Here is a 23,429-nt window from a genome sequence, read left to right as displayed (position 1 = left end):
TCTCAGGTGTTACTCGACAGAGTTACTAAATAGTGCGTTTACAGGAGGTAAATGGCTCACTGGCATTAAGCCCGGATAATCACCCGCTTTGTCTGATGAACTCCAGACATTTCAGGTAGATGCCGTTGGTCCAGCCGAAGCCCAGCTGGACATCGTATTCGCCTCCGCCAGCGGCCGTACCAGGTTGTAAAACATCATACTTCTCCAAAATGGCATGATGCTTTTCAAAATAGGTATCGACACAGTGAACCCAACGCGTCGCAATGTCACGAGCTTGTGTCTGGTAGCCATAGTTGTTCAGCCCCGCTATAGCAAACCATTGCAGCGGCGCCCATCCATTGGGTGAATCCCATTGTTGTGAGGTGGATGTAAGAGTGGTCACCAGCCCGCCTGGCGCTATGAATTTTTTCAGGTGCTGACTAACGGTTTTCGCCTGTGTAGCAGACGCAAGCGATGTAAACAACGGGACGGTTGCCGCCAGCGACCAAACACGGGTATTGACCTGCTTATGTCGATGCCAGTCGAAGAAGAAACAATGTTCTTCATTCCAGAGATAGCGATTTATTGCGGATTTTCGTCGTACAGCGGCCTGTTCATACTGCGTCGCCAGCGTCGTGTCCTCGCGATACAGTGACGCCAGTAAACGCTCAACCGCAAACAGCAAGGCATTGAGATCAACAGGAACAATGTTCGATGTGCAGATACGCGCCAGACTGTCACTGTCATCAAACCAGCGGGAGCTGAAGTCCCAGCCAGATTCACAGGCAGCGCGTAAATCCTGAAAAAAGCGCGGCTTGTCTTCAATACCAGACGCCGACTCAATATCCTCAACATATGACTCTGGTCTTGGCGTCATTGCATCATCAAAGTACCGGTTTAACAGGCTGCCATCAGGCATACCGACCACGCGTCGTCTGGCATCGCCGGCGGAAACAGTATCAGCACCATCCATCCAGAATTCATATTCCCGGCGGATCCCTTCACGGCATCGTTGATGAAAACTGTGATCCTGTATGTCTGACGCCACCAGTTGATAAAGTAAGCCAAGCACAGGGGGCTGGCTTCGTGATACATAGTAAGCCCGATTACCGTTCGGGATACAGCCGACATCCTGCTGTATAGCCAGAAAGTTCTCGATCATCGAAACCACCATGTCGACGCGTCCGCTGAGCTTCAGCCCGAGTGACGTGAAATAACTGTCCCAATAATAGATTTCCCGAAAACGCCCGCCCGGCACTATATAGGGCTCAGGCATGGGGATCAGACTGGAGAGGCTGGTGCTGTCCGGTTTCTGGCTAAGCACATCCCACATTTGCTGAATATAGGCCTCTGCATTGGCATGGCGCGCAGAAGATGTCAGCTCGACGGGCGCGGGCAACGTAAAGTTGTCTTCAACAAACCCGCGTAGTGAAAACCCATCCTCGTGGCGCGCTTTCTGATAACTGGCATCTACCGTAGCCCAGTCGGATTTCGGAGAGGCGTCAGCAAAGGTTTTGCTGTCGCTAAACAGCTCCTCCAACTGCACCCGTTGGAACAATTCAGACTCAAAGAACGGCAGGGTTTCACGCCATAAGGAAAAAGGTTGCTCAGTCACACCGATGCTCCTGCCGGTTGCTGCAATAGTGGCGCGGAAACGCGCCTGAAAAAGAACAGAGTGATGAGCATGCCGGCGATAGGCACTAACGCCAGTGAGAACGCTCGCTGGCCGCCCATTGAATCAAAGATAAATCCGGTGATAACTGAGCCGGTAGTGCCGCCCAGCGCCGAGAACACCACAATCAGCCCTGTCATCGGTGCTTGCTGAACTTTAGGTAACGCGCTTAGCATGACCGAGTTAATCACCGGATAGATTGGCGCCATCATCAGACCAATCAGCGGAATAAGAAACGCCGCCAGAGGCGCGTCTGCGAGCCCGACGACACTGCCTGCAGGTACGCGTTCTGCCAGCGGAAGACTCAGCAGCATAATTGCCGCCATTCCAACCAGACATGTATTAATAAACGGATACCAGCTGACCTTTCGCAGTATTCCGCCAGCCAGAAGCCGGCCCACAGCCAGCGACACGGCAAACACACTGGTTATCTGAATACTGATATTTACCGGCAGCCCCAGCACCTCGCGGTTAAATGTAGGCAACCAGGTACCAATACCCTGCTCGATAAGCACGTAAAGGAATACCGACAAAACAAAAATCAACACCAGAGGACGGTATGCCAGCTTCAGCATCGCCATAAAAGCCTGCGCCGGGGTATCTTCCTGTTCATCCAGTCCGGGTTTGGCGATAGGCGCAAACAGAACCAACAAAGCGATAAACAAACACAACGCCGCCAGCAGATAATACACATTCATCCAGGCTAAGTTGGCGCTGTCAGCCGGGTCGATAAACGCGCTGAAAATCCAGTAACCGGACAGCACGCCTAACATGAAAATACCTTCCACAATGTTCATCAACGATGAATGTTCGCGGGTAGATGATGAGAGCTGCCCGATAATGGCGTAAACCGAGACTTTCACCAGCGCAAAAGCCGTACCGACTCCGGCGAAAAGCAGCTTGATTACCCAGAACTCACTGATAACAGGCGTGACTACACACAACACACCCACCAGCACCAGTCCGGCCAGCATAGCCAGCTTATAGCCCACTCGCGGGATAAAAGATGCCACCAGAAAAGAGACAGCCGCAATCGACAGATCTTTAAAGCCTTCCAGCGTACTGGCATCTGGCTTTGAAATATCGAAACTGTTAATGGACTGTAGAATCACCGTGCCAACGCTGTTAAGCAGAATAGCAAAAACAAAGTAACTGGCTGCAATCGCCGCAATGATGAGTAAACGAGGCATTTGTAACACTCTGTTAACTAACTTTTGCCGGAGTCTAGCCCGCGTCAGATAAAAATGCAATCGTTTGCAAAGTTAATTTTCTGCACGTGTTGAACGGCGAACCTGTAGCGAAATATCCACCGTATCAGAGCCGGTAGGCTGGCCTTCAAACTGCTTTAATAACTGCGACACCATCTTTTGTGCAGCCTGTTGAGTATCCTGCCTGATCGTGGTGATAGACGGATGCATCAGCTCAGCCAGCGTAATATCATCATAGCCGACAATACTGACATCTGCGGGAATATTGACGTAGCGCTCTTTCAGCGCTTTCAGGGCACCCAGCGCCAGCATATCGCTGATACACACAATGCCGTCGAAATTAAGTCCGTGCTGGCGCACCGTATCGTTAATGCAGTCGTAGGCTGCTTTTGACGTGATATCGATGGGCTTTGTCAGTGCAGGGTCTGGCGTGAGTCCATGTTCACGCAATGCCTGCTCGTAACCGGCATGCCGCTCGGTCATTTCGGCGTGATCAGGATCGCCTAAAAACAGAATGTGTTTACAGCCACCCTCGATCAGGTGCGTAGTAGCAAGGTAGCCACCACGACGATTGTTTCCGCCAATGATCGGATAAGACGATGGGGTAGTTGGCTCGCCCCATACCACCAGCGGCACGCCTGCTGCTGCGGCTTTGTCTATCTTCTCATTACTTTTACCCTGTCCCACGACAATGAGACCGTCGGCGCGCTGGCTGGTGATAAAATAATTCGCCCAGTCATCGCTGGCCATAAACGAGTTCGACAACAACAGTTCGTAACCGGCGGCGTTTAGCGCTTTATTGAGCTCTGCAACAATCTTCAGCAAAAAAGGGTCTGAAATGCTCTGCTCGGTGTCATCAATAAGATTGAGGATAACAGCAATGACGTTCGTTTTTTGCGTGCGTAAGCGGCTTGCCGCGGCATTTACGCTGTAATTATGTTCTCTGGCCAGTGACTGCACTTTCTCCCGCGTAGCCTGCTTGATCAGCGGGTTGTTTTTCAGTGCCCTTGATGCGGTAGAGGTGGAAACGCCGGCCAGTTGTGCAAGATCTGCCAGGGTGAATTTTGCGTCTGATTTCACACTTTCACTATATTAAAATTTCGTAAGTCTGTCTGAAGCCTACCGCATCGTATCCGAAGAGCCAATTATTCCTTCGACCAAAAACCACCTTCATGCAACAGCGACGAGGTTTTCACACTATCAGGCGGCACAACTTCCAGTGTTTGCACGCGCGAACGCCATTAACATTTTATTTTCACTTTTTTGCAATCGTTTGCATTTTACTATTGCAATCGATTGCAAACCGATCTAATTTGTCTCCCACCGCTGGATGGCAAGACAAAAAATTAACCAGATATCGTCATTCAGTTAACAACTCCCTTGTTCAATAATCAGGAGCACTCTATGAATACGCGGTTCTCAAAACGGTTACTCGCCAGTGCTATAGCCACCGCACTCACCAGTCAGGTTGTGATGGCGCAGGAAGTAAAACCTACCAAAGAAAATACTGAAGTTATCGTGGTGAGTGGTACACCTGGCGGCGCCGGGATCCGAAAGATAGACGCCAGCTTTGCTGTTACCAACATTGATGCCAGTGACATTGAGCGACTGGCCCCGAAATCTACGGCCGACCTGTTTAAAGCCATCCCGGGCGTATGGGTAGAAAGCTCTGGCGGTGAATCCGGTGCCAACGTATTTGTTCGAGGCTTCCCCGGCGGCGGTGATGCGCCCTTTCTGACGATATCGCTGGAAGGCTCACCTATTTATCCGGCACCTACACTGTCTTTTCTGGAGAACTCGCAGCTTTTCCGTATTGATGAAACCATCGAGATGGTAGAAGGCTTGCGTGGCGGCCCTAACCCGGTTGTCAGTAACGGCCAACCCGGCCTTACCACCAACTTTCGCTTAAAACGAGGCGGTGAATCCACAGAGGCGCTGGCTAAATATACCACCTCGGATTACGGCCTGAACCGTGTTGATGTCGTCGCAAGTGGCGCACTTGATGATGATCTCTATTATATGGTGGGCGGCTATATCAAAAGCTCACCTGGCATACGTGATGCGGGCTTTCAATCGGAAGAAGGCAATCAGTTTACGGTAAACATTACCAAAGAATTTAATAACGGTGAGCTAAACCTGTACACCCGTCAAACCGACGATCACGGTACCTGGTATTTGCCCACACCACTGAATGTTGATGGCATTGATGCTGAATACACACAAATCGGGCCACTGAACCGTCAGGCAACTATTTCTTATGGTCCTGACAATACATCGCAGGCATTTGATTTTGGTAATGGTCGTGGCTGGGATGGCCACGTTAGTGGCGGTAGTCTGAAGCTGGACCTGGCTGACGGATGGCGGATCGTAGATCGCTTTAACCTCACCAAAGGGGAAGCCAATACCTTTGGTCTGGTACCGGACGGCGCTGCCACCACGGTTGCAGACGTTGCCGATAATGGCGAGAGCGCCACCGGCAGTGTGACTGGCACCACTTATGGTGGCAATACCCCCATTCAGCAGATTGGCCGCTGGGTGGTGTTAAAAGACATAGAGTCGTTCACCAATGACCTGGCCATTTCCAAACAATTTGATTCCATCGACGTGGCGGTGGGCTTGTATACAGCCACGACCAAAGCCGAAGACTGGTGGAGCATTGGCAATCAGGCATACCATGTTCTGACACCGGGCGGCGAAATGCTTGACGGCATCGAATGTAATGCCAGTGATGAGGGCTGTGGCTGGGGTTATGATATCAATTCAGTAGGCGATGCCTCCACCTTTGCCACCTATGCAACAGCCACTTGGTACGCTACCGCAGACCTTAGCGTTGACTTAGGCCTTCGCCGCGAAAACCACGAAGTGAACTACTCGGTGGATGAGGGGCTGGATGGGCAAATCACCAAAGCGCTGAGCTATGATGAAACCAAAACCTCCTGGACGCTTGGCGCAAACTACGCCTTAAACGATTTCAGCGGTGTTTTTGTGCGCATGAACCGCGGCTACAAAATGCCTTACTTCGATGATTTTCGTGATAACTGGGGCGCCTATACCGGCGGTAACGAGTTGATTAAAGAAGTCACTCAGGGCGAGTTGGGCTACAAGTTTATGGATGACAATATCCGTTTCTTCGCTACCGCCTTTATGAACGAGGTAAAAGGTGACACTTTCGTACGCAGGCCAGGCGCACCAGCCGAAATTCTGACAAACGAAGCCTACGGTATTGAGCTGGATGGTAACTACGAGCACGATTCCGGGTTTGCGCTGAACCTGAATGCCACATTCCAGGAAACGGAAATTACTGCCAGTGCCACCAACGAAGGCAACGAGGCACAGCGTCAGCCAGGCTGGCAAGTGCGCATGACGCCAAGCTATGGCTTTGAAACCAGCAACGGTATGTATGGCTCGGTCTATGCAACGCTGTCTGCGGTAGACGATCGTTTCGGTAACAACGAAAACACCGTGGTTCTGGAAGGGTATGAGAAAGTCGACGTGGGCGTTACGCTGGACCCGACCGACAATTTGCGCGTGCAGTTGTCTGTGGACAACCTGACCGACGAGCAAGGCATTACAGAGGGCGACCCGCGTAATCCTGATGCACCAAACGGACGCTACATCATGCCTCGCAGCATCAAACTGAGTGTGTCCTATCAGTGGTTCTGATAACCACCGCTCTGCCTTAAAGAGAGCCAATCGGCTCTCTTTTTTATTCACTGGATTTTTCCTGCCGCGAATAGCAACAACGGTGCTTTAACAGTCAGTTCTCCTCAATCACAGCGATGCTCTCACAGTATATGTCTGGAAGAAAGATGGTACCGTCCCTGTTGCTACCTCTGCGACCCAACTGTCTCTGGCCTATCTTGACGGCAACTGCTTAGTCGTATCTAATTATTGACCCCACATGCCTGCTATTTATCATCATTTCCTAAGATGAAATATCAAGGTATACCAAAGGAATTGGCGAATTGACTCGCCTGTTAGTAAAGGAAACACACATGAAATTATCACATAAAGCGCTTGCTGCCGCACTGACGCTGGCTTTCTCATCTTCTGCCATGGCTGACTGGAGCGTCTCCGCTGCTTACAACCAGTTTTCAGGCGATGCTGAGTACATTCGCGATATAAGTTTAGGTGCTGCGACTGTAGGCATCGGTTACGAATATACTTACTCGGATTCACGCTTCTCTTTTATGCCGGAATTACGTATCGGCACCGGCGTAAAAGATGACGAAGGGGACTTTGGAATAGCGGATGCCGGTATTATTACAGTTGAAATAAAAACTTATACTGCGCTGAGTCTACGCGGGCAGTATGAGATCAATGATTCAGTCTCTGTTTTTGTTCAACCGGCTTATGCAAACCTCGACGTCGAAGTGAGTGCTCTTGGAGAATCGGCTTCTGACGATGAGTGGGATTTCGGCGTAGGCGCCGGACTTATCGCGCGAGCCAATGAGCAATTCTCGTTTGAAGTCAGCTACGAGCGCTTTGATGACACAGACGTAGTAAGTGCAGGGTTTCGTTATCACTTTTAACATTTGCGCTGAAAGCAGGCGGCAAGTGAGCTGTTACATCTGGTAACTATCTGATTTCGTGTAGCGCTTGACGACTATCGGAAATTAGAATGTAATCCCGCACCTGACGGTGCTGGTCTGAATTTGTCATCTCAACCGACAATGAAAAAGGCACTCCATAAAGGAATTGGCGGAAACACCCGCCTGTAGTTAAAGGAAATACACATGAAAGTATCCTATAAAGCATTAGCTGCTGCGCTGACACTGGCGTTCTCATCCTCTGCCCTGGCTGACTGGAATCTGTCTGCCTCGTACAACAACTTCTCTGATGATACCGACGGTATTGATATCAGTATGGGCGCGGTCACCGCCGGCGTAGGCTACAAATATGAGTACCCGAATTCTAAATTTTCGGTGATGCCTGAACTGCGCATCGGCACCGGCGTAAAGGACGATGATTTCGTGCTGTGGTATGGAGACATGGGCCTTAGCGCGACAGTGGAAATTAAAACCTTCACAGCATTAAGCGTTCGCGGACAATATGAAATCAGTGATTCCGTTTCTGTCTTCGTACAACCTGTCTATGCAAACCTTGATGTTGAGGTTTCATTGTATGGTGAATCGGCTTCTGACGATGAGTGGGATTTCGGCGTAGGTGCCGGACTTATCGCGCGAGCTAATGAGCAATATTCGTTTGAAGTCAGCTACGAGCGTTTTGACGAGACTGACGTGATAAGCGCAGGCGTCCGCTATCACTTTTAACAGGTCTTAATAAGACGCAACCAATGATATTCACAACGCGTCTTTGCTAAGAAAGAGCCTGAACGTCTCTGAATCAGCCCGCGACAGCGATATAAGTCCATTTTCTGCCTTCTGGGTAATAAACTTTCGCAAAGCGGGCTGTCTTGTTTACCAGTCGCGGAATAACAACTCAATGGTATTTCGATACACATCAAAGTAAGTCTGTTCTCTCCATCACCTCGACAAGTATAAACGCGCGTCTGCCCCAGACGTCATCCCGGATGAAAATGATCTTGAGCTACGCTTTATGGTTATTAACCGTGTTGCGTTTAATAAGGAAACGTTATGCCTCTTTCATCCCCCGTTCTGATCTTCGATGTGAATGAAACCTTACTCGACATGCAGGCAGTAAAATCTGCTATAGCCGCTGCACTCGATGGCAATGACACTCTGGTGCCGGTGTGGTTTTCTACCTTGCTTCACCACTCTCTGGTGGAGATGGCGAGAGGTAAGTTTAACGCGTTTTCTGAAATCGGAGCCGCAGCGCTGGTAATGGTCGCGGCGAGTGAAGGAAAAACGATATCACTTGAGCAGGCGCGGGATATTATCACGACTCCCATGTCCTCTCTGCCACCTCATGATGATGTTATTACCGGGCTTAGTGAGCTCAGGAACCGCGGTTACACACTGGTAGCGCTGTCCAATTCATCGGAAGAAGGACTTCACCAGCAATTGGCGAACGCCAACATCGCGCATTTATTTCACGCAATACTGAGTGTGGAGACGATACGCACCTACAAGCCGTTTCCTGAAGTGTACAAATGGGCATTAGCACAGACGAATACACAGGCCAAAGAGGCGATGATGATTGCGGCGCACGGATGGGATCTTGCCGGAGCGGCGGCCTGTGGAATGAAAACCGCGTTTATTAAACGACAGGGGAAAGTACCTTATCCCCTCGCTGAAGCTCCGGATTTTTCGGTATCAGGGCTGCGGGAACTTACTGCAATTCTGGACAAACTCTGACAAGACCGCGTCACGCCAGAGTTTACCCTCTGCTCACAATGGCTTAGTTAATTGAGAAGCCTTTTGTTGTGCAAGATGATTTCTTACTCTCCAGCGCTTTTAGCTGCTTTTTGAGCCACTCTCCCTGAATGGAAGATTTGGTTTCTTTCAATTCTTTACTAACACGGGAAATTTCTTTGCTCACACCATTACAGGCACCCTGTGTTGGTTGAAATGTGTTTGCCAGTAGAGAAGGTGAAGCAACAAGAAGTGTTATTGCCAGAACGTTACGAATTTTCATCAGTGCCTCCGACGCGAAGAAGTCTATGGTATTAAGTTTCATCCGCAGCGCTGGTTCACAAACCGTTCCAACTTTGCGGGTCATTTCGTATCATTGACTATAGCACTTCATTTTCAGTTTTCAGGTGCCGGATACCATACGTAAGAATGATTTTTAGCCAGTTTTCCGCAGCGTTGCGGGACCACACCACCCAACGCGTCACTGACTCACTGTCGGCAATATGAAACAGTATATCCGAGTATACTTATCATATGGTTGCTTAAAGAATTGAAATATCGGTATTTTCCAAATGCCGATACTACAGGCGACTGCCCGCTTTCATTTCTGCAAAGCTTTGCAGCAACCTTTCAGCCATATCATTGAGCGAACACACATGATCTGCCGCGCCCTTTTCTATCGCTACTTTAGGCATACCGAACACAACCGAGCTTGCTTCGTCCTGACAAAATGTCACCGCGCCCTGTTGCCTGAGCCTCAGTAGTCCGTCAGCACCATCACTTCCCATGCCAGTAAGCAGCGCGGCAACGACATTATTTCCCGCCGCCTCAGCCAGAGAGCTAAAAAGTACATCCACCGAAGGCCGGTGTCCGGAAACACGTGGACCGTCATCCAGTTCGGTGCGGTAATCTGCGCCGCTGCGCCTGACGCGTAAATGACGATCTCCCGGGGCGAGATAAACCGTTCCTGGCAGTAACCGCTCACCGCCCTTAGCTTCGAGCACGTTAACCTGACAACATGCATCCAGTCGACGTGCAAACGCAGAGGTAAAACCCGGCGGCATGTGCTGGGTAACCACGGTTGCCGGGGCATTGGTGGGCAATTGCATAAGTATATGCTTTATGGCTTCCGTCCCACCGGTAGAGGCACCTAGCGCCAGTAGCTTTTCTGTGCCGGAAAAACGCAGCGGCGCAGTTGCTGTCGTTTTTGCTACCGAACGGGAAAGACGAGCCCGGGACGCGGTGACAATTTTACTCACAATCAACTGACGATAACTTTCAATACCTTGTGCAACGCCGATCTTCGGTTTAGGGACAAAATCCACTGCCCCCAATTCTAACGAGCGCAAAGTGGCATCTGCACCCTGTTGGGTCAGCGTGGAAATCATCACCACGGGTGTAGGACGTGACTGCATTAACACTTCCAGAAAGCGTAATCCATCCACTTTTGGCATTTCGATATCTAATGTAATAACGTCAGGCTGCTGTTCGATCACCATCTTTTTCGCTACAAACGCATCCGGCGCAGCACCTACCAGCGTGAGTTCCTCCGACTGATTCACAATTTCACTGAGCAGTTGCCGTATTAACGCACTGTCATCTACCACTAACACTTTTATTGCCATAGTGGATCCCCTGCCTGCTGTGGTGAAGTGTTTACCGGCTCACGGTTTATGATAAGCCGGTGATGCTGCTCACGGTCCAGCAGCGTGCTGTTATTAAACTCGCGAATTCTCTTCATATAGACATTTCCTAGTGCCGGCAGAAAGTACACCTTACGCGCATACGTATTTAGCAGGTCGCTGGCAACAAGGCGGATCCCCTCGGTTTTTAAAAAGTGAATCACAAAATCGGCATTCACCATACCGATGTCCTGTGTAGAAAGGCCGGGAAGCATATAGGCGCCGCCAAATACTTTAGCTACCAGCCGGCGTTTATCTGCTCCCAGCTTCAACAGATCATTAATCAGCACTTCCATCGCGTGCACGCCGTATTTAGTCGCAATACAGCCTGGATCGGTTACCGGTTGCGTGGTGTCAGGCAACATAAAATGATTCATGCCACCAATCTCCAGCACGGGATCGTACAGGCAGGCTGCTATGCACGATCCCAGCGTTGTCACTATAAGCTTGTCTGATGAAGCCACGTAATACTGCCCTGGCAGGAGTTTTATCGCATCGCGGGAAAAGCGGCTGTCAAAGTAGGTAACCGGACCAGAATCTATTGCGTCGGCTACGGTCATTGTGCATGCCCGCGCGCTGGCTGATAAATGGTTTTTCCTACCGGCACCACCAGGTTTGATTGTGCATTGAAATTTTCAGAGTGCCCGGCTATATACAATCCGTTTGGCTTCATCTTCGAGACCATCTTTGTCAGGATCCGAAGCTGTGTTGGCTTGTCGAAATAAATCATCACGTTGCGGCAAAAAATCACATCCAGTTTATCCGGCACCTGCCACGACGAATCCGTCAGGTTTATTCTCCGAAAACTGACCATATTCCTCAGCTCATCGGCTACCCGTACTTTGCCGGTATTAGCGCCTTTGCCACGATAGAAGAACTGTTTTTGTCGAGCAGGTGAGAGTTTCGACATGCAGGCTGCCGGGTAGATCCCCGACCTGGCTTTGTCCAGTACACGCGAGTCGATATCCGATGCAATGATTTTTACTGGCGGCCTGAAGCTGCCATACATTTCTGCGACCACGATGGCAATGGAGTAGGGCTCCTCACCGGTACTGCTGGCTGCACACCAGATAGTATCGATACCGTCGCCCTGCTTTTCAATAAACCTGGCAAGCGCGTCAAAGTGATGGGGCTCACGAAAAAATGACGTCAGATTTGTCGTCAGCGCATTGATAAAGTGTTCAACTTCAGACTCGTCTTGTTCAACACGCTTAAGGTAATCACTGAAACTCGACATACCCAGTACGCGAATGCGACGAACCAGCCGACTGTATACCATGGCATCTTTCGAATCTGATAACTTAATGCCGGCCTTCCGCAGAAGGCAGCGTCTGACCTTTTCAAAATCTTCCGGCTCATAAGCGAATTCACGCTGCTTTGCCGGGCTTTCAGCGACAGCACTCATACTCAGAACGCCTCCCACTCTTCATCTTGCGGTGATGCCGCTTTCACGGTTCTGAAAGATGGCACTGGAAGTATTTCACGTGCCTCTTTCGTTGCCGTTCTTACCGGAGGCGGAACCAGTGTGCTACTTCTCGTGGGCTTTGGCATCGCATCGGAAACGTTAAACTGTGAAACCTGATCTGCCAGCTGTGATGACTGATGGCGAAGGCTGTCAGCCGCCGCAGCAGCCTCTTCAACCAAGGCCGCGTTTTGCTGAGTCATTTCATCCATTTGCACTACCGCCTTGCTGACCTCCTCGATTCCCGAGGCCTGCTCTGCGGATGCCGCAGCAATTTCGGACATGATGTCATTCACCCGTTTAACCGCCACGACGACTTCGCCCATCGTTTCACCGGAACGTGACACCAGCTTGTTACCATTAGTGATTTTGCCAACTGAGTCAGAGATAAGCGCTTTGATATCCTTCGCAGCTTCTGCTGAGCGTTGCGCCAGCGTGCGTACTTCAGATGCCACAACCGCAAATCCTCGCCCCTGCTCGCCAGCGCGAGCAGCCTCAACAGCGGCGTTGAGTGCAAGAATGTTAGTTTGAAAGGCAATACCATCAATCACGCCGATGATGTCAGCAATTTCCTGGGCTGAGTCGTTAATCTCGCTCATGGTTGTCACCACTTGCTGTATTAATTCGCCCCCTTCCCCGGCTACCGAGCATGCCTGCGCGGCCAGTCCGTTTGCCTGTTCAGCGTTCTCGGCGTTAAGTCGAACCGTACCGGTAAGTTCCTCCATACTGGAAGCCGTTTCTTCGAGACTGGACGCCTGTTGCTCAGTCCGGCTGGATAAATCAGCGTTACCGGTCGCAATTTCATGAGACGCGGTATTAATAGTTTCTACCGCTTCGTTGATGCTGCCTATCATGCCGCGCATCTGCTCGATAAACTGATTAACTGATTCACCAAGAGCCTGAAATTCACCGTCCAGCGCGACATTCACTTCGCTGGTCATGTCGCCCGCAGCCATGCGCGCCATCACGGCTTTCACTTCATCAATAGCGACGGTGCGGGCAGTGACGTCGGTGGCGTATTTCACCACCCGGAAGGGCTTTCCTTCCTGATCCAGAATGGGGCTGTAGGTAGCCTGAATAAACACATCACTGCCGTCTTTTGCAATGCGGCGGAATTCACCACTCACATGCTCCCCATTATTGAGACGCTCCCAAAACGCTTTGTACTCCGGGCTGTTGCGGTAAACGGCATCAACAAAGATGCTGTGATGTTTCCCCTGTACCTCTTCAAGTGTGTAACCCACCGTGCTCAGAAACAAATCATTAGCAGAGCGGATTGTGCCATCGAGGTTAAATTCAATCACTGCCTGAGACTTTCCTATCGCTGCTATCTGCCCTTCAAAATAGGCATTGCGCAGCTTTTCTTCGGTAATGTCGACAGCATATTTTACGACCCGTACAGGCTTTCCATCGATGCCGAATATGGGGTTGTAGGTCGCCTGGATCCAGATAACACTGCCGTCTTTACCCACGCGTTTAAACTCGCCGGAAACAAACTCTCCTGCCTGCAGCTTGTCCCAAAACGCCTTGTACTCCGGACTGTTTTGCTGTGCCGATGGGACGAACATGCGGTGATGTTTACCGACAATATCATCCAGTGCATAGCCTAAGGTGTTCAGAAAGTTATCATTCGCGGTGATGATATGTCCGCTCATATCAAACTCGATCACCGCCTGTGAGCGGTTAATGGCAGTTAGCTGCCCCTCAAAATAAGCATTTTTTGCTTTCTGCACGGTTATATCGCTGGCAATTTTTACTACCTTGAAGGGCTTACCGTTCTCATCTAGCACGGTGTTGTAAATGGCGTGAAGCCAAATGTCACTGCCATCTTTTGCTACACGTTTATACTCACCTTGCTGGAACTCGCCGCGACCCAACGCTTTCCAGAACGCGTTATACTGCGGGCTGATTTTGTATTGCGCATCAACAAACATACTGTGATGTTGTTCTTCAATCTCATCCTGCGCATACCCGGTCACATCAAGAAACTGCTGATTTGCTCTGAGGATGGTTCCGTCCAGTGCAAACTCGATAACCGCCTGGGATTTATTTACCGCAGTAATCTGCCCCTCAAAATCGGTCTGTTCACGTTTTTGCGCAGTGATATCTGTTGCGAACTGGACAATGCGCACGACCTCACCCACACCGTTAGTTACCGGCATATATGAGGCCTGCAACCAACGCGCTTCGCCATGTTTTGTCATCATGATGACTTCCAGGCTGAGCGTTTCACCCTCCAGTAGCCTCTGCCACACGGTTTCGTGCTGTTCTGACTGAAATGTCAGCAGATGACGGTAAGGCTTGCCATTAAGATCGGACAAGGAATAACCTGTGCTCTGCAGACACAACTCGTTCGCTGCGACAATCGTGCCGTCTGGCAAAAACTCGGTAACAAGCTGTGCTCGGGAAAAGGCATTTAATAACGCGGTATTAGTTTGTGCCTTGTTATTGTCTGACCACTCAACGAGGTAGCCGGTGATGATCTGCGTCTCATCATGCAACGGGTTAATGGTCACCGTAAACACATGCCCCTGAGACGACAATTGACAACACTGCCTGTCTTGCGGACGCAAAAATGCCTCATTGATCTGTGGATACATCTGGCTCAGGTGACCAAAGTGACTTTCCCGTAAGTCTGTAGCTGCAGGAAAGAAATGTTGAAAATGCGCACTGTTAGCTGCGACTAAGCGTTGCATTGCAGCGTTGATATAGGTGACTTCCCGCTTATCATTCAACACCATCAGACAAGCGGTAGACAGATCCAGTGCCTGTGACTGCCACAACACCTGTTTTTTCGCCGCATTAAGCGCTTCTTTACTAAACATTTTCAACACGCTCATGATATTACCTCTGTGACTTCTGACCTTTTGCCCCCGGTACACCTGTACCGATCCCATCAATAGTTTTTAAAACGCTTCCCATTCCGCTTCCTGCGGTGTCGCAGGTTTCAGTTCAGTAGCGCGAGTAATCGTTTTTGGAGCCAGTGATTTTGGTGATGGCACCACAGGCGCAGGCATCACCATTCTTGGCGCTGAACTTTTTCTGCCACTCGACTCATCCAGCGTAAATGTAGAAACGCGCTCGTTTAGCTGCCCTGCCTGTTGCTGCAAACTCTCAGCAGCGGCGGCGGCTTCTTCAACCAACGCAGCGTTCTGCTGGGTCATTTCATCCATCTGCACAATCGCTTTATTCACCTCTTCGATCCCGGTGGCCTGCTCAGCAGAGGCCGCAGCAATCTCAGACATGATGTCGTTCACTCGCTTAATCGCCGTAACCACATCATTCATGGTGTCTCCGGACTTCTTAACCAGCGCGTTACCCCCTGCTATTTTGTTCACCGAATCAGAAATCAACTCTTTAATGTCTTTGGCTGCCTCTGCCGAGCGCTGCGCCAGACTGCGCACTTCTGAAGCTACGACCGCAAATCCGCGGCCCTGCTCTCCTGCGCGGGCCGCTTCCACTGCGGCGTTTAGCGCCAGAATATTGGTTTGAAAAGCAATGCCATCTATCACACCGATAATGTCTGAGATTTCCTGTGCTGAAGTATTTATTGCGGTCATCGTGCTAACCACTTCGCGGATCACCTCACCGCCCTCATTAGCCACTATGGTTGCCTGTGATGCCAGCGTGCTGGCCTGATTGGCGTTTTCCGCATTCAGACGAACGGTACTGGTGAGCTCTTCCATGCTCGATGCTGTCTCCTCCAGGCTGGAGGCCTGCTGTTCTGTGCGTGTAGACAGATCGCTGTTACCCGTAGCAATTTCACTGGAAGCGGTGTTAATGGTTTCCACGGCATCGTTAATGTTGCCAATCGTGCCGCACATCTCTTCGACAAACTGATTTATCGCACTGCCCAATGTGGCAAATTCACCTTCAAAATGCGCATCGATGCGCGACGTTAAATCACCGGTGGACAACCGCGTCATTACCTCGCTGATGCTGCCGATGATATTTTTCATATCACCGGTAAAGGTATTAATGGTATCAGCGAGCTCCTTGAGCTCTCCCTCAAACTGATGCTCAATATGACAGTCGAGATTACCGCGAACCAGCTCACTCATTGTGCGGCGAATATCGTTGACCGCCTGCTTTCGCTGCGTGATGTCTGTGGCGTACTTCACCACCTTGTAGGGCTTACCGGTGTGGTCAAAAATCGGGTTGTAGGACGCCTGGATCCAAATCTCGCGCCCCCCTTTGCCAAACCGTCTGAATTCGTCTGTAAAGAAGCTCCCTTGTTTCAGTTGTGCCCAAAACTGACCATATGCAGGACTGCTGGCATAATCCTGTGACACGAACATACTGTGATGCTGCCCTTTGATTTCATCCAGCGTGTATCCGGTAGCAGCCAGAAAATGCTCGTTTGCGTGCAAAATAGTGCCATCGACAGTGAATTCGATGACGGCCTGAGACTTATTGATAGCAGCGATTTGCCCCTCGAAATAGGCTGACTGTAGTTTTGCTTCGGTAATATCTGTAGCAAATTTCACTACACCGACAACCTCACCCTTGTTGTTGCGAATCGGGTTGTACGAGGCCTGGATCCAGACTTCTTTGCCTGATTTACCAACACGGTTAAATTCACCGGATTTCACTTCCCCGTCTGCCAGTGATTGCCAGAAGCGGCGATATTCATCGCTTGCCGCATAGTCACTGTGCACAAACATACTGTGATGTCGACCAACAATGTCATCGAGTTGATAGCCGGTAGTCGCCAAGAAATTATCATTGGCATTTTTGATGTTACCCTTGGTATCAAATTCAATGATGGCCTGGGCTTTATCTAATGCATCCATTTTGCTGCTGTTGAGCAGAAATTCAGTCTGATCAACCCATTCCAACATCGTGCCCAGGTTATTGCCTTTAGGGTCTAGCAGCGGAGAAAAGGTAAGCTGGAATTCCAGTTGACCGACTGTTAAAAAGGTAGTCACTGGCTCGCGAAGCGTTGCCAGCGAGTGTTGTTGCCCTGACGGCGCACGGTAGAACGGCTCGATGCTTTGTCCGAGAAGGCTCCCCGCCGAAAAAGACGGAAAAACCTTTCTGAACTCTGACTCGAAATCATTTAGCAGGCGACTTACTGCCACATTCGCGAACACAATATTGCGCTCGACATCTGCCATCATGATGCAGGAGGCAGTCGTCTGTACTGCCTGTTCATTTCGTTTTGCCTGCTGATGTGAGCTGGCAGCTTGCAAGCCGGGAATTACGTTGAATAAACCCATAGCTATTCTCCTGATGTCTGGCTGGTCATTTCAACAAGCCCCAGCTCATTGCTGGCAATTAAAGATTCAATGTTGACCAAGATAACCATAGTGCTATCGACGTCGGCCAAGCCATGTAAGTACTTACTATCAAACGTCACTCCGAACTCGGGTGGCGGTAAAATATCATCGTCTGCCAGACGCACGACATCTGAGACCCCGTCAACGACGATCCCCATGATGCGGCCGTGCACGTGCAGCATGATCACAATGGTGAACTCGTTGTATGTGGGCTCGCCAACATTAAACTTAATGCGTAAGTCGACAATGGGAACGATGTCTCCGCGAAGGTTAATCACCCCTTTCATAAACGCTGGTGCATTGGCAATTTTTGTGACCTGTTCGTAACCACGAATTTCTTTTACTGTGGTGATGTCCAGCGCGTAATGCTCCTCACCCAGAACAAAGCTCAGAAATTCGCGATGCGAAGTGGTGTTTTCAATGTGTTGCAGTGCGGCTTCGCTCATGCTGTTAACTCCTCAGAAATTCCGGTGGTACAGGCGTCGGCCAGTGAGTCTGCATCCAGGATCATGGCAACTTTGCCATCTCCCATGATGGTGGCTCCCGCGACACCGTCGACCTTCTTGTAATGCTGTTCCAGGCTTTTAATTACGACCTGTTGCTGTCCCATCAGGCTGTCTATCAGTACGCCGTAGCGTTTTTTGCTGCTTTCCAGAAGTACGACGATGCCTTCTGTCGGCGTCTGAATAGCGCCGTCAACCTGCATGTGATTGTGAAGGTGTACCAACGGCCAGTACTGATCACGGATCCACAGCAATTGCTCATTGCCCAGCGTCTTCAGTTGCTCCGGAAGAGGCTGAAATGACTCGATAACATTAAGCAGCGGGATAACAAAAATCTGGTCTCCCACCGACACGCACATACCATCAACAATAGCCAGGGTCAGAGGCAGGTGAATGAAAAACGCAGAGCCTTCTCCGGCAGTAGACTCGATCTCAATCCGGCCACCAATTGACTCGATATTTCGGCGTACCACATCCATACCTACACCACGTCCAGACACGTCTGTGACTTCAGAGGCGGTAGAAAAGCCGGGCTGAAAAATTAGCTGCCAGACATCGGCATCAGCCATATCATCGCTGACCGGCAAGTGGTTTTGGGAAGCCTTTTCGAGAATGCGTTCACGATTAAGTCCTGCACCATCATCGGTGATACTGATGATAATGCTGCTGCCTCTCTGGGAGGCCTTTAATATCACGTTGCCAGACTCTGTTTTGCCAGCGGCAACGCGCTTTTCAACGGTTTCGATACCGTGGTCGATACTGTTTCTGACCAGGTGTGTTAACGGGTCCACTAACTTCTCAATAAGACTTTTATCGATTTCAGTAGCACCGCCCTCAATATGCAGAGTGACTTTTTTGCCTAACTTCGCAGACAAGTCGCGCACCACGCGCGGGAAACGGTTAAATGTCATGTTCAGTGGCAACATGCGCATCGACATCACCGACTCCTGAATTTCGCGGGTGTTCCTTTGTAGCTCGTCTATTGCCAGTTGTAAGCGCTCACCTACCTGGCCGTCTACTTCCTGGCCTACCATTGACAACATAGACTGAGTGATTACCAGTTCACCTACCAAATTCACCATCGCATCGACTTTTGTGGTATCCACCCGGATAGAAGCGGCTTCTTTGCCTGAGGAACTGGTTTTTACCGGCTTGCGAATAGTTTGTTTTGGTGTGGATGCCGAAACGGGCTCGGGTTCTTTTGAAATAGCAGGGGTCTCGAAGAAACCAAAGCCATCATCATCGTTGTGCTTCGATGAAGCGCAATCTTCGGTATCTTCAGGCGACTCGCCTTCAGGCAGTGGTGCAAACAGCCCAAAGCCCTCGATATCATCTCCGGCATTTTCAGTTTGTCCGCAGAGCTCATTATCATCATCAAAGAAGCCAAAGCCATCGTCTTCAGTGTTAGCACTTTGGTTATCTTCAACTGCCACTTGTGCTGTGTTGTCCGCACAAAGGCATGCCTCTAGCGCGCTGATCGCTGCCTCAATGGCTTCCTGTGGCACGTCGGAATCGTTTCGATACGCCTGTAATGTATCGTTCAGCACATCCAGCGTTGACAACAAGAGATCAACGATATCGGTAGTAACCTGCTGTTGACCGTTTCTGGCACGATCCAACAGGTTTTCCATAACGTGGGTCAGATTGGTCAGCGCATCAAACCCGAAAATACCGCTGCCACCTTTGATTGAGTGCGCCGAGCGAAAGACAGAGTGTAACGCTTCAGCATCCGGAGACGCCGGGTCCAGCGCCATGAGTTGACGTTCCATTTCCTGAATATGTTCGTCACTTTCGTCAAAGAACACACCGTGGAACTGTTTAATATCGATGGACATACTTCGCCTCCGGAGACCTGACTAGCCAACAACCCGCTTCATGACTTCAAGCAGCTTGGTAGGATCGAACGGCTTTACCATCCATCCGGTTGCGCCGGCTGCACGCCCTTTAGCTTTCATGTCGTCACTGGCCTCAGTCGTCAGCATAACGATTGGCGTGCTTTGGAAGCCTGCCAGCGCCCGCAGGGACTTAATCAGCGTTAATCCATCCATTCTCGGCATGTTCTGATCAGTCAGAACAAAATCGAATCGTGATGCCTGGCACTTGGTTAACGCATCTTGCCCGTCGACAGCCGTAGTCACTGCATAATTTGCACTTTTTAAGGTCATTTCGACCATTTGGCGGATCGAGACAGAATCATCAACCACTAGTATGTTTTTGCTCATAGCACTATCCTCATGTTTCCTTATTTCTGGCTACGTGTTAGAAAAATTCCACGTCGCCCGCATTCATCGACGTCGCTGAAACCGGGTTATGATCCAGCACACCGCGCTCGGTAAGCGCTGCCCGGTAATCCTGTAGCTTTTCAGTCAGTGTCGCGATGTCATTGCTGTTTGTTTGCGAGAGGCCGTCGATAACCAGTTCCAGAATAGACATGGTGTAAGCAAGGTTTTGCGAGTTAATATCACCGAACTGCAAGCCCCTTACCGCATCATTAATTGCCTGTGTAAGCTCTTGCCCAACGGACTCCAGTGTTCTGGTCGTATTGATATCGGATTCGGCTTTGGTGATGATCCGCTGCAATTGTGTACTAATGCTGTCTCTTGCGCGGGCAATATGCGACATATCCTGAGAGGCGACGAAGGTTGCGGTACGATTCAGTTTGTCTACCATGTTTCGAATGTCATCGATTTGTTGCTTAATGACACTACTGAACTCCGTAGACCGGGTAGACAGCGCCCGCACTTCGTCAGCCACCACCGCAAAGCCGCGGCCGGCTTCACCAGCCCGCGCCGCTTCTATCGCGGCATTTAACGCCAGCAAGTTCGTCTGCGCCGAAATATCGTCGATACCCGACAATGCCTGCACGACGGTGGGCATTGCCGACTGAATGTCCTCAACTTCCGTTAACAGACCCTGAGTTGACGACGTCATTTGATCAGTTGATGCAAGGAAATCAGATAAGGTGTTGTCTGTGTCATGGGCAAAGGTGCGCATGGTGTCTGCATAAGCAAGACCGTCTTCATCACCGCTTTGCAATAGAGAAAAAATGCAATCGCTTTGCTGCGCACACAGCGCAGTGAAACGGCTGAAAGACTCGCTCAGTGTGTCTACCGCATCATTCTGTGTAGTAACGATGCCGTTCAGATTCACGTTGCAGTCGGTCAGAACTGAGGAAAGCTGCGCCGTGGTGTTAAGAAAGTCTTCGGGGGCCAGTTGCTCGCTCATTCGTGCCTCGCAGGCAGCTAACTGCGATTCGAACATGGCGCGTTGACTCTTGCTCAGCCAAAGCAGGTAACCACTTAAAGCAGATAACGTCGCAAGAGAAACCATAGCAAACGATGCCACATAACATCCCCAGGCAATCAATACTGCGGCGATGACAATCGGGAGCTGTAAGCTATGCGATTTCGTGTTACCGCTATTTTCTATTGAATCAACCAGCACTTTTTTCTCCAGCGAATGCCCCAGGGGGGGCAAACCGTCACGTTGACGTAATGACAATGTGGTTAATTATGCGCCAATTTCTTACATTGGAAATTATACTTTAGATTATTTAGTACATTTTATTACTTGTGCGCACAATGTGACATTTGCGACACGCCATCACAAAAATGCTTATTCTACCGAGAAGAGTTAACCTCTTCTTCCGCTTGCACGTATAATGATCTGACTCAAAGCAGCAAGCCGACGATGCCTGGAAAGCATGCGAGAAAAGGCTCCCGCCGGCATATTCAGTAGAGGAATAAAACATGACAATGAAAGTACTGTGGATGACACTGATGCTTGGTGTGGCAGGCTGCACGACACTGCCCACGCCAACGGACGTTGATAACGCGGACTATGGTGCCTATCCTGCAGATTTTGAGGCAATAGCAAAAAACTACTATCGCGAAAAGCTCAGTGATCCTGACAGCGCCCGCTATCAACTGATTACTACACCTGAACGTTACTGGTTAGGTAACGAACTTGACGATGTGTATTACGGCTATCTGGTTTGCGTCACTCTGAACACCAAAAACCTGTTTGGTGGGTATAAAGGGTACCAGACTGACGGTTTACTCATACGTAACGGTAACGTGATTAAATATGTCGAAGAGGGATCGTGGTGGGGCAAAGACATTTGCACGGCTCCGGCAACCTGATAGCTACAGTACCGTTTTTACAGGCTGAAAGCAGTTCCAGTGGCGTGTTCCTGATAACTCTGGCTGCCGCTTACCACTGATGCCTGTTACAACGCTTCTGTATTCGCGAAGGGTAGCACAGAAGCACCGCACGTTAGAGCCTGCGGGCCAGTCTCACAGGCGGCAATACCCGCGTTGCTGCTTTCACGTTCTTAAACTACAAGCAAGGATCAACATCACGTTTGTTGCCTGAACCGTTAATGCACGTGAGGGTGGTTGTGTGGGTGAGAATGCAAATGGTCGTCATCATCACGACAGGGCTCACCGGGCAGTTCAAACTCGATGGTGGTGTGTGACAGATGAAAAGGCGCAAGCTTTTCGTTTACCTGTTGTTTCAGCGCTTTCAGCGTTTGTGCGTCAACGCTTACGTTCAGCACCAGATGTGCTGTAAGTACATGTTGCTCACCATCCAGTGACCACAAATGTACATGATGTATTTCTTCCACATGTTCTACACTGAGTAACGCCTGCTTAATTTCTTTATGTTCAACGTCATCAGGCACGCCTTGCAGGAATAACTTCATGGTCTGTATGACGTAACGCACCACATTAAACAGAATAAACAGCGTAAATCCTATGGATAAAAGAGGGTCCAGAATGGGCCAGTGAAAGAAATGCAAAGTAATAGCGACAATCAGTACTGCCACCCACCCCATGGTGTCCTCGATCAAGTGCCAGTTCAGCACTTTTTCGTTCATTGAATGGCCACCGTGAAGTTTATAAGCAGCCAGCCCATTCACCAACACGCCCAAAATCGCCAACCCAATCATGCCTTCGGTTACCGGCATCTCAGGTGCCAGCAGACGGGGTATCGCCTCCGACAACACCCAGACCGAGCCCGCCACCAGGATCACGCCATTGATCATGGCGCCCAGCAAACTCAGTCGTTTGAAACCATAGGTATACTTGTGCGTCGCTTTTTGATGGCCCAGTTTTCCCAGATACCAGGCCAGTCCAATGGAGAGGGTATCGCCAAGATCGTGGACCGCATCAGCCATGATAGCGACACTGTTAGTTAACCAGCCCCCAATAAACTCAATAATGGTGAAAACAAAGTTCAGCCAGAACGCAAACCCGATACGGCTGGTATCGGTCTCTTGTCCGTGTTCGTGATGTCCGTGCTGATGCATATGTGCCTTTTGCGCTCTGTTGATCTTAACAATTCAGTATGGCTTTTCCCTGAACATG

Annotated in this window: 19 protein-coding genes; 5 read left to right on the top strand and 14 right to left on the bottom strand. The window is 50.1% G+C overall.

The features are described from left to right. Nucleotides 1-79: 79 nt before the first annotated feature. The 3 genes from treF to JKP77_RS10795 form a co-directional block, all read right to left on the bottom strand. The gene (treF, locus tag JKP77_RS10805) at nt 80-1,594 is read right to left on the bottom strand and encodes an alpha,alpha-trehalase TreF (RefSeq protein WP_218311185.1); all 1,515 of its coding nucleotides are present in this window, start codon (nt 1,592-1,594) and stop codon (nt 80-82) included. Further along, nucleotides 1,591-2,841, bottom strand: coding sequence for an MFS transporter (locus JKP77_RS10800; protein WP_218311184.1), 1,251 nt, complete (start codon nt 2,839-2,841; stop codon nt 1,591-1,593). The genes treF and JKP77_RS10800 overlap by 4 nt, the downstream gene beginning before the upstream one ends. Nucleotides 2,842-2,913: 72 nt before the next feature. Continuing rightward, entirely contained in the window at nt 2,914-3,939 is a 1,026-nt protein-coding gene (locus tag JKP77_RS10795; protein WP_218311183.1) for a LacI family DNA-binding transcriptional regulator, read from the bottom strand. A gap of 324 nt (nt 3,940-4,263) precedes the next feature. Here JKP77_RS10795 and JKP77_RS10790 point away from each other — a divergent pair, with 324 nt between their 5' ends. The 4 genes from JKP77_RS10790 (at nt 4,264) to JKP77_RS10775 (ending at nt 9,137) form a co-directional block, all read left to right on the top strand. After that, on the top strand, nt 4,264-6,522 hold the full coding sequence (locus JKP77_RS10790) for a TonB-dependent receptor (protein WP_218311182.1): 2,259 nt from the start codon (nt 4,264-4,266) through the stop codon (nt 6,520-6,522). Nucleotides 6,523-6,854: 332 nt separating this feature from the next. Continuing rightward, nucleotides 6,855-7,391 (top strand): outer membrane beta-barrel protein, encoded by a 537-nt coding sequence (locus JKP77_RS10785; RefSeq protein WP_218311181.1) that lies wholly within the window; start codon nt 6,855-6,857, stop codon nt 7,389-7,391. A gap of 204 nt (nt 7,392-7,595) precedes the next feature. Beyond that, complete coding sequence (locus JKP77_RS10780; RefSeq protein ID WP_218311180.1) at nt 7,596-8,132, top strand: outer membrane beta-barrel protein; 537 nt, start codon at nt 7,596-7,598, stop codon at nt 8,130-8,132. A 324-nt stretch (nt 8,133-8,456) separates the two neighbouring features. Beyond that, nucleotides 8,457-9,137: a haloacid dehalogenase type II gene (locus JKP77_RS10775; protein WP_218311179.1), complete on the top strand. Its 681-nt coding sequence runs from the start codon at nt 8,457-8,459 to the stop codon at nt 9,135-9,137. A 43-nt stretch (nt 9,138-9,180) separates the two neighbouring features. Here JKP77_RS10775 and JKP77_RS10770 read toward each other — a convergent pair whose 3' ends face one another. From JKP77_RS10770 to JKP77_RS22540, 10 genes are all read right to left on the bottom strand, one after another. After that, on the bottom strand, nt 9,181-9,417 hold the full coding sequence (locus JKP77_RS10770) for a hypothetical protein (RefSeq protein WP_218311178.1): 237 nt from the start codon (nt 9,415-9,417) through the stop codon (nt 9,181-9,183). A gap of 298 nt (nt 9,418-9,715) precedes the next feature. Then, nucleotides 9,716-10,759, bottom strand: a complete 1,044-nt coding sequence (locus JKP77_RS10765; RefSeq protein WP_218311177.1) for a protein-glutamate methylesterase/protein-glutamine glutaminase — start codon at nt 10,757-10,759, stop codon at nt 9,716-9,718. Next, nucleotides 10,750-11,376 (bottom strand): chemoreceptor glutamine deamidase CheD, encoded by a 627-nt coding sequence (gene cheD / locus JKP77_RS10760; protein ID WP_218311176.1) that lies wholly within the window; start codon nt 11,374-11,376, stop codon nt 10,750-10,752. Before cheD ends, JKP77_RS10765 begins: the two co-directional genes overlap by 10 nt. Next, nucleotides 11,373-12,221 (bottom strand): CheR family methyltransferase, encoded by an 849-nt coding sequence (locus JKP77_RS10755; protein ID WP_218311175.1) that lies wholly within the window; start codon nt 12,219-12,221, stop codon nt 11,373-11,375. The genes cheD and JKP77_RS10755 overlap by 4 nt, the downstream gene beginning before the upstream one ends. A gap of 2 nt (nt 12,222-12,223) precedes the next feature. Beyond that, entirely contained in the window at nt 12,224-15,118 is a 2,895-nt protein-coding gene (locus JKP77_RS22545) for a methyl-accepting chemotaxis protein (RefSeq protein ID WP_218311174.1), read from the bottom strand. Nucleotides 15,119-15,184: 66 nt separating this feature from the next. Beyond that, nucleotides 15,185-17,497, bottom strand: coding sequence for a methyl-accepting chemotaxis protein (locus JKP77_RS10745; RefSeq protein WP_218311173.1), 2,313 nt, complete (start codon nt 17,495-17,497; stop codon nt 15,185-15,187). Nucleotides 17,498-17,499: 2 nt separating this feature from the next. Beyond that, complete coding sequence (locus tag JKP77_RS10740; protein ID WP_218311172.1) at nt 17,500-18,003, bottom strand: chemotaxis protein CheW; 504 nt, start codon at nt 18,001-18,003, stop codon at nt 17,500-17,502. Continuing rightward, complete coding sequence (locus JKP77_RS10735; protein WP_218311171.1) at nt 18,000-19,895, bottom strand: chemotaxis protein CheA; 1,896 nt, start codon at nt 19,893-19,895, stop codon at nt 18,000-18,002. Before JKP77_RS10735 ends, JKP77_RS10740 begins: the two co-directional genes overlap by 4 nt. A gap of 21 nt (nt 19,896-19,916) precedes the next feature. Then, the gene (locus JKP77_RS10730) at nt 19,917-20,282 is read right to left on the bottom strand and encodes a response regulator (RefSeq protein ID WP_218311170.1); all 366 of its coding nucleotides are present in this window, start codon (nt 20,280-20,282) and stop codon (nt 19,917-19,919) included. 37 nt (nt 20,283-20,319) lie between these two features. After that, on the bottom strand, nt 20,320-21,561 hold the full coding sequence (locus JKP77_RS22540) for a methyl-accepting chemotaxis protein (RefSeq protein ID WP_274608654.1): 1,242 nt from the start codon (nt 21,559-21,561) through the stop codon (nt 20,320-20,322). A 248-nt stretch (nt 21,562-21,809) separates the two neighbouring features. Here JKP77_RS22540 and JKP77_RS10720 point away from each other — a divergent pair, with 248 nt between their 5' ends. Next, nucleotides 21,810-22,202 carry a hypothetical protein gene (locus JKP77_RS10720; RefSeq protein WP_218311169.1) on the top strand — a complete coding sequence of 131 codons (393 nt, stop codon included), beginning with the start codon at nt 21,810-21,812 and terminating at the stop codon, nt 22,200-22,202. 236 nt (nt 22,203-22,438) lie between these two features. Here JKP77_RS10720 and JKP77_RS10715 read toward each other — a convergent pair whose 3' ends face one another. Beyond that, nucleotides 22,439-23,371, bottom strand: coding sequence for a cation diffusion facilitator family transporter (locus JKP77_RS10715; RefSeq protein WP_218311168.1), 933 nt, complete (start codon nt 23,369-23,371; stop codon nt 22,439-22,441). Between the last annotated feature and the right edge of the window lie 58 nt (nt 23,372-23,429).

This window comes from Alteromonas antoniana (genome assembly GCF_019249295.1).
In the GTDB taxonomy this organism is placed as follows: Bacteria; Pseudomonadota; Gammaproteobacteria; order Enterobacterales; family Alteromonadaceae; genus Alteromonas; species Alteromonas antoniana.
This window is presented reverse-complemented; position numbering and strand designations above follow the sequence as displayed.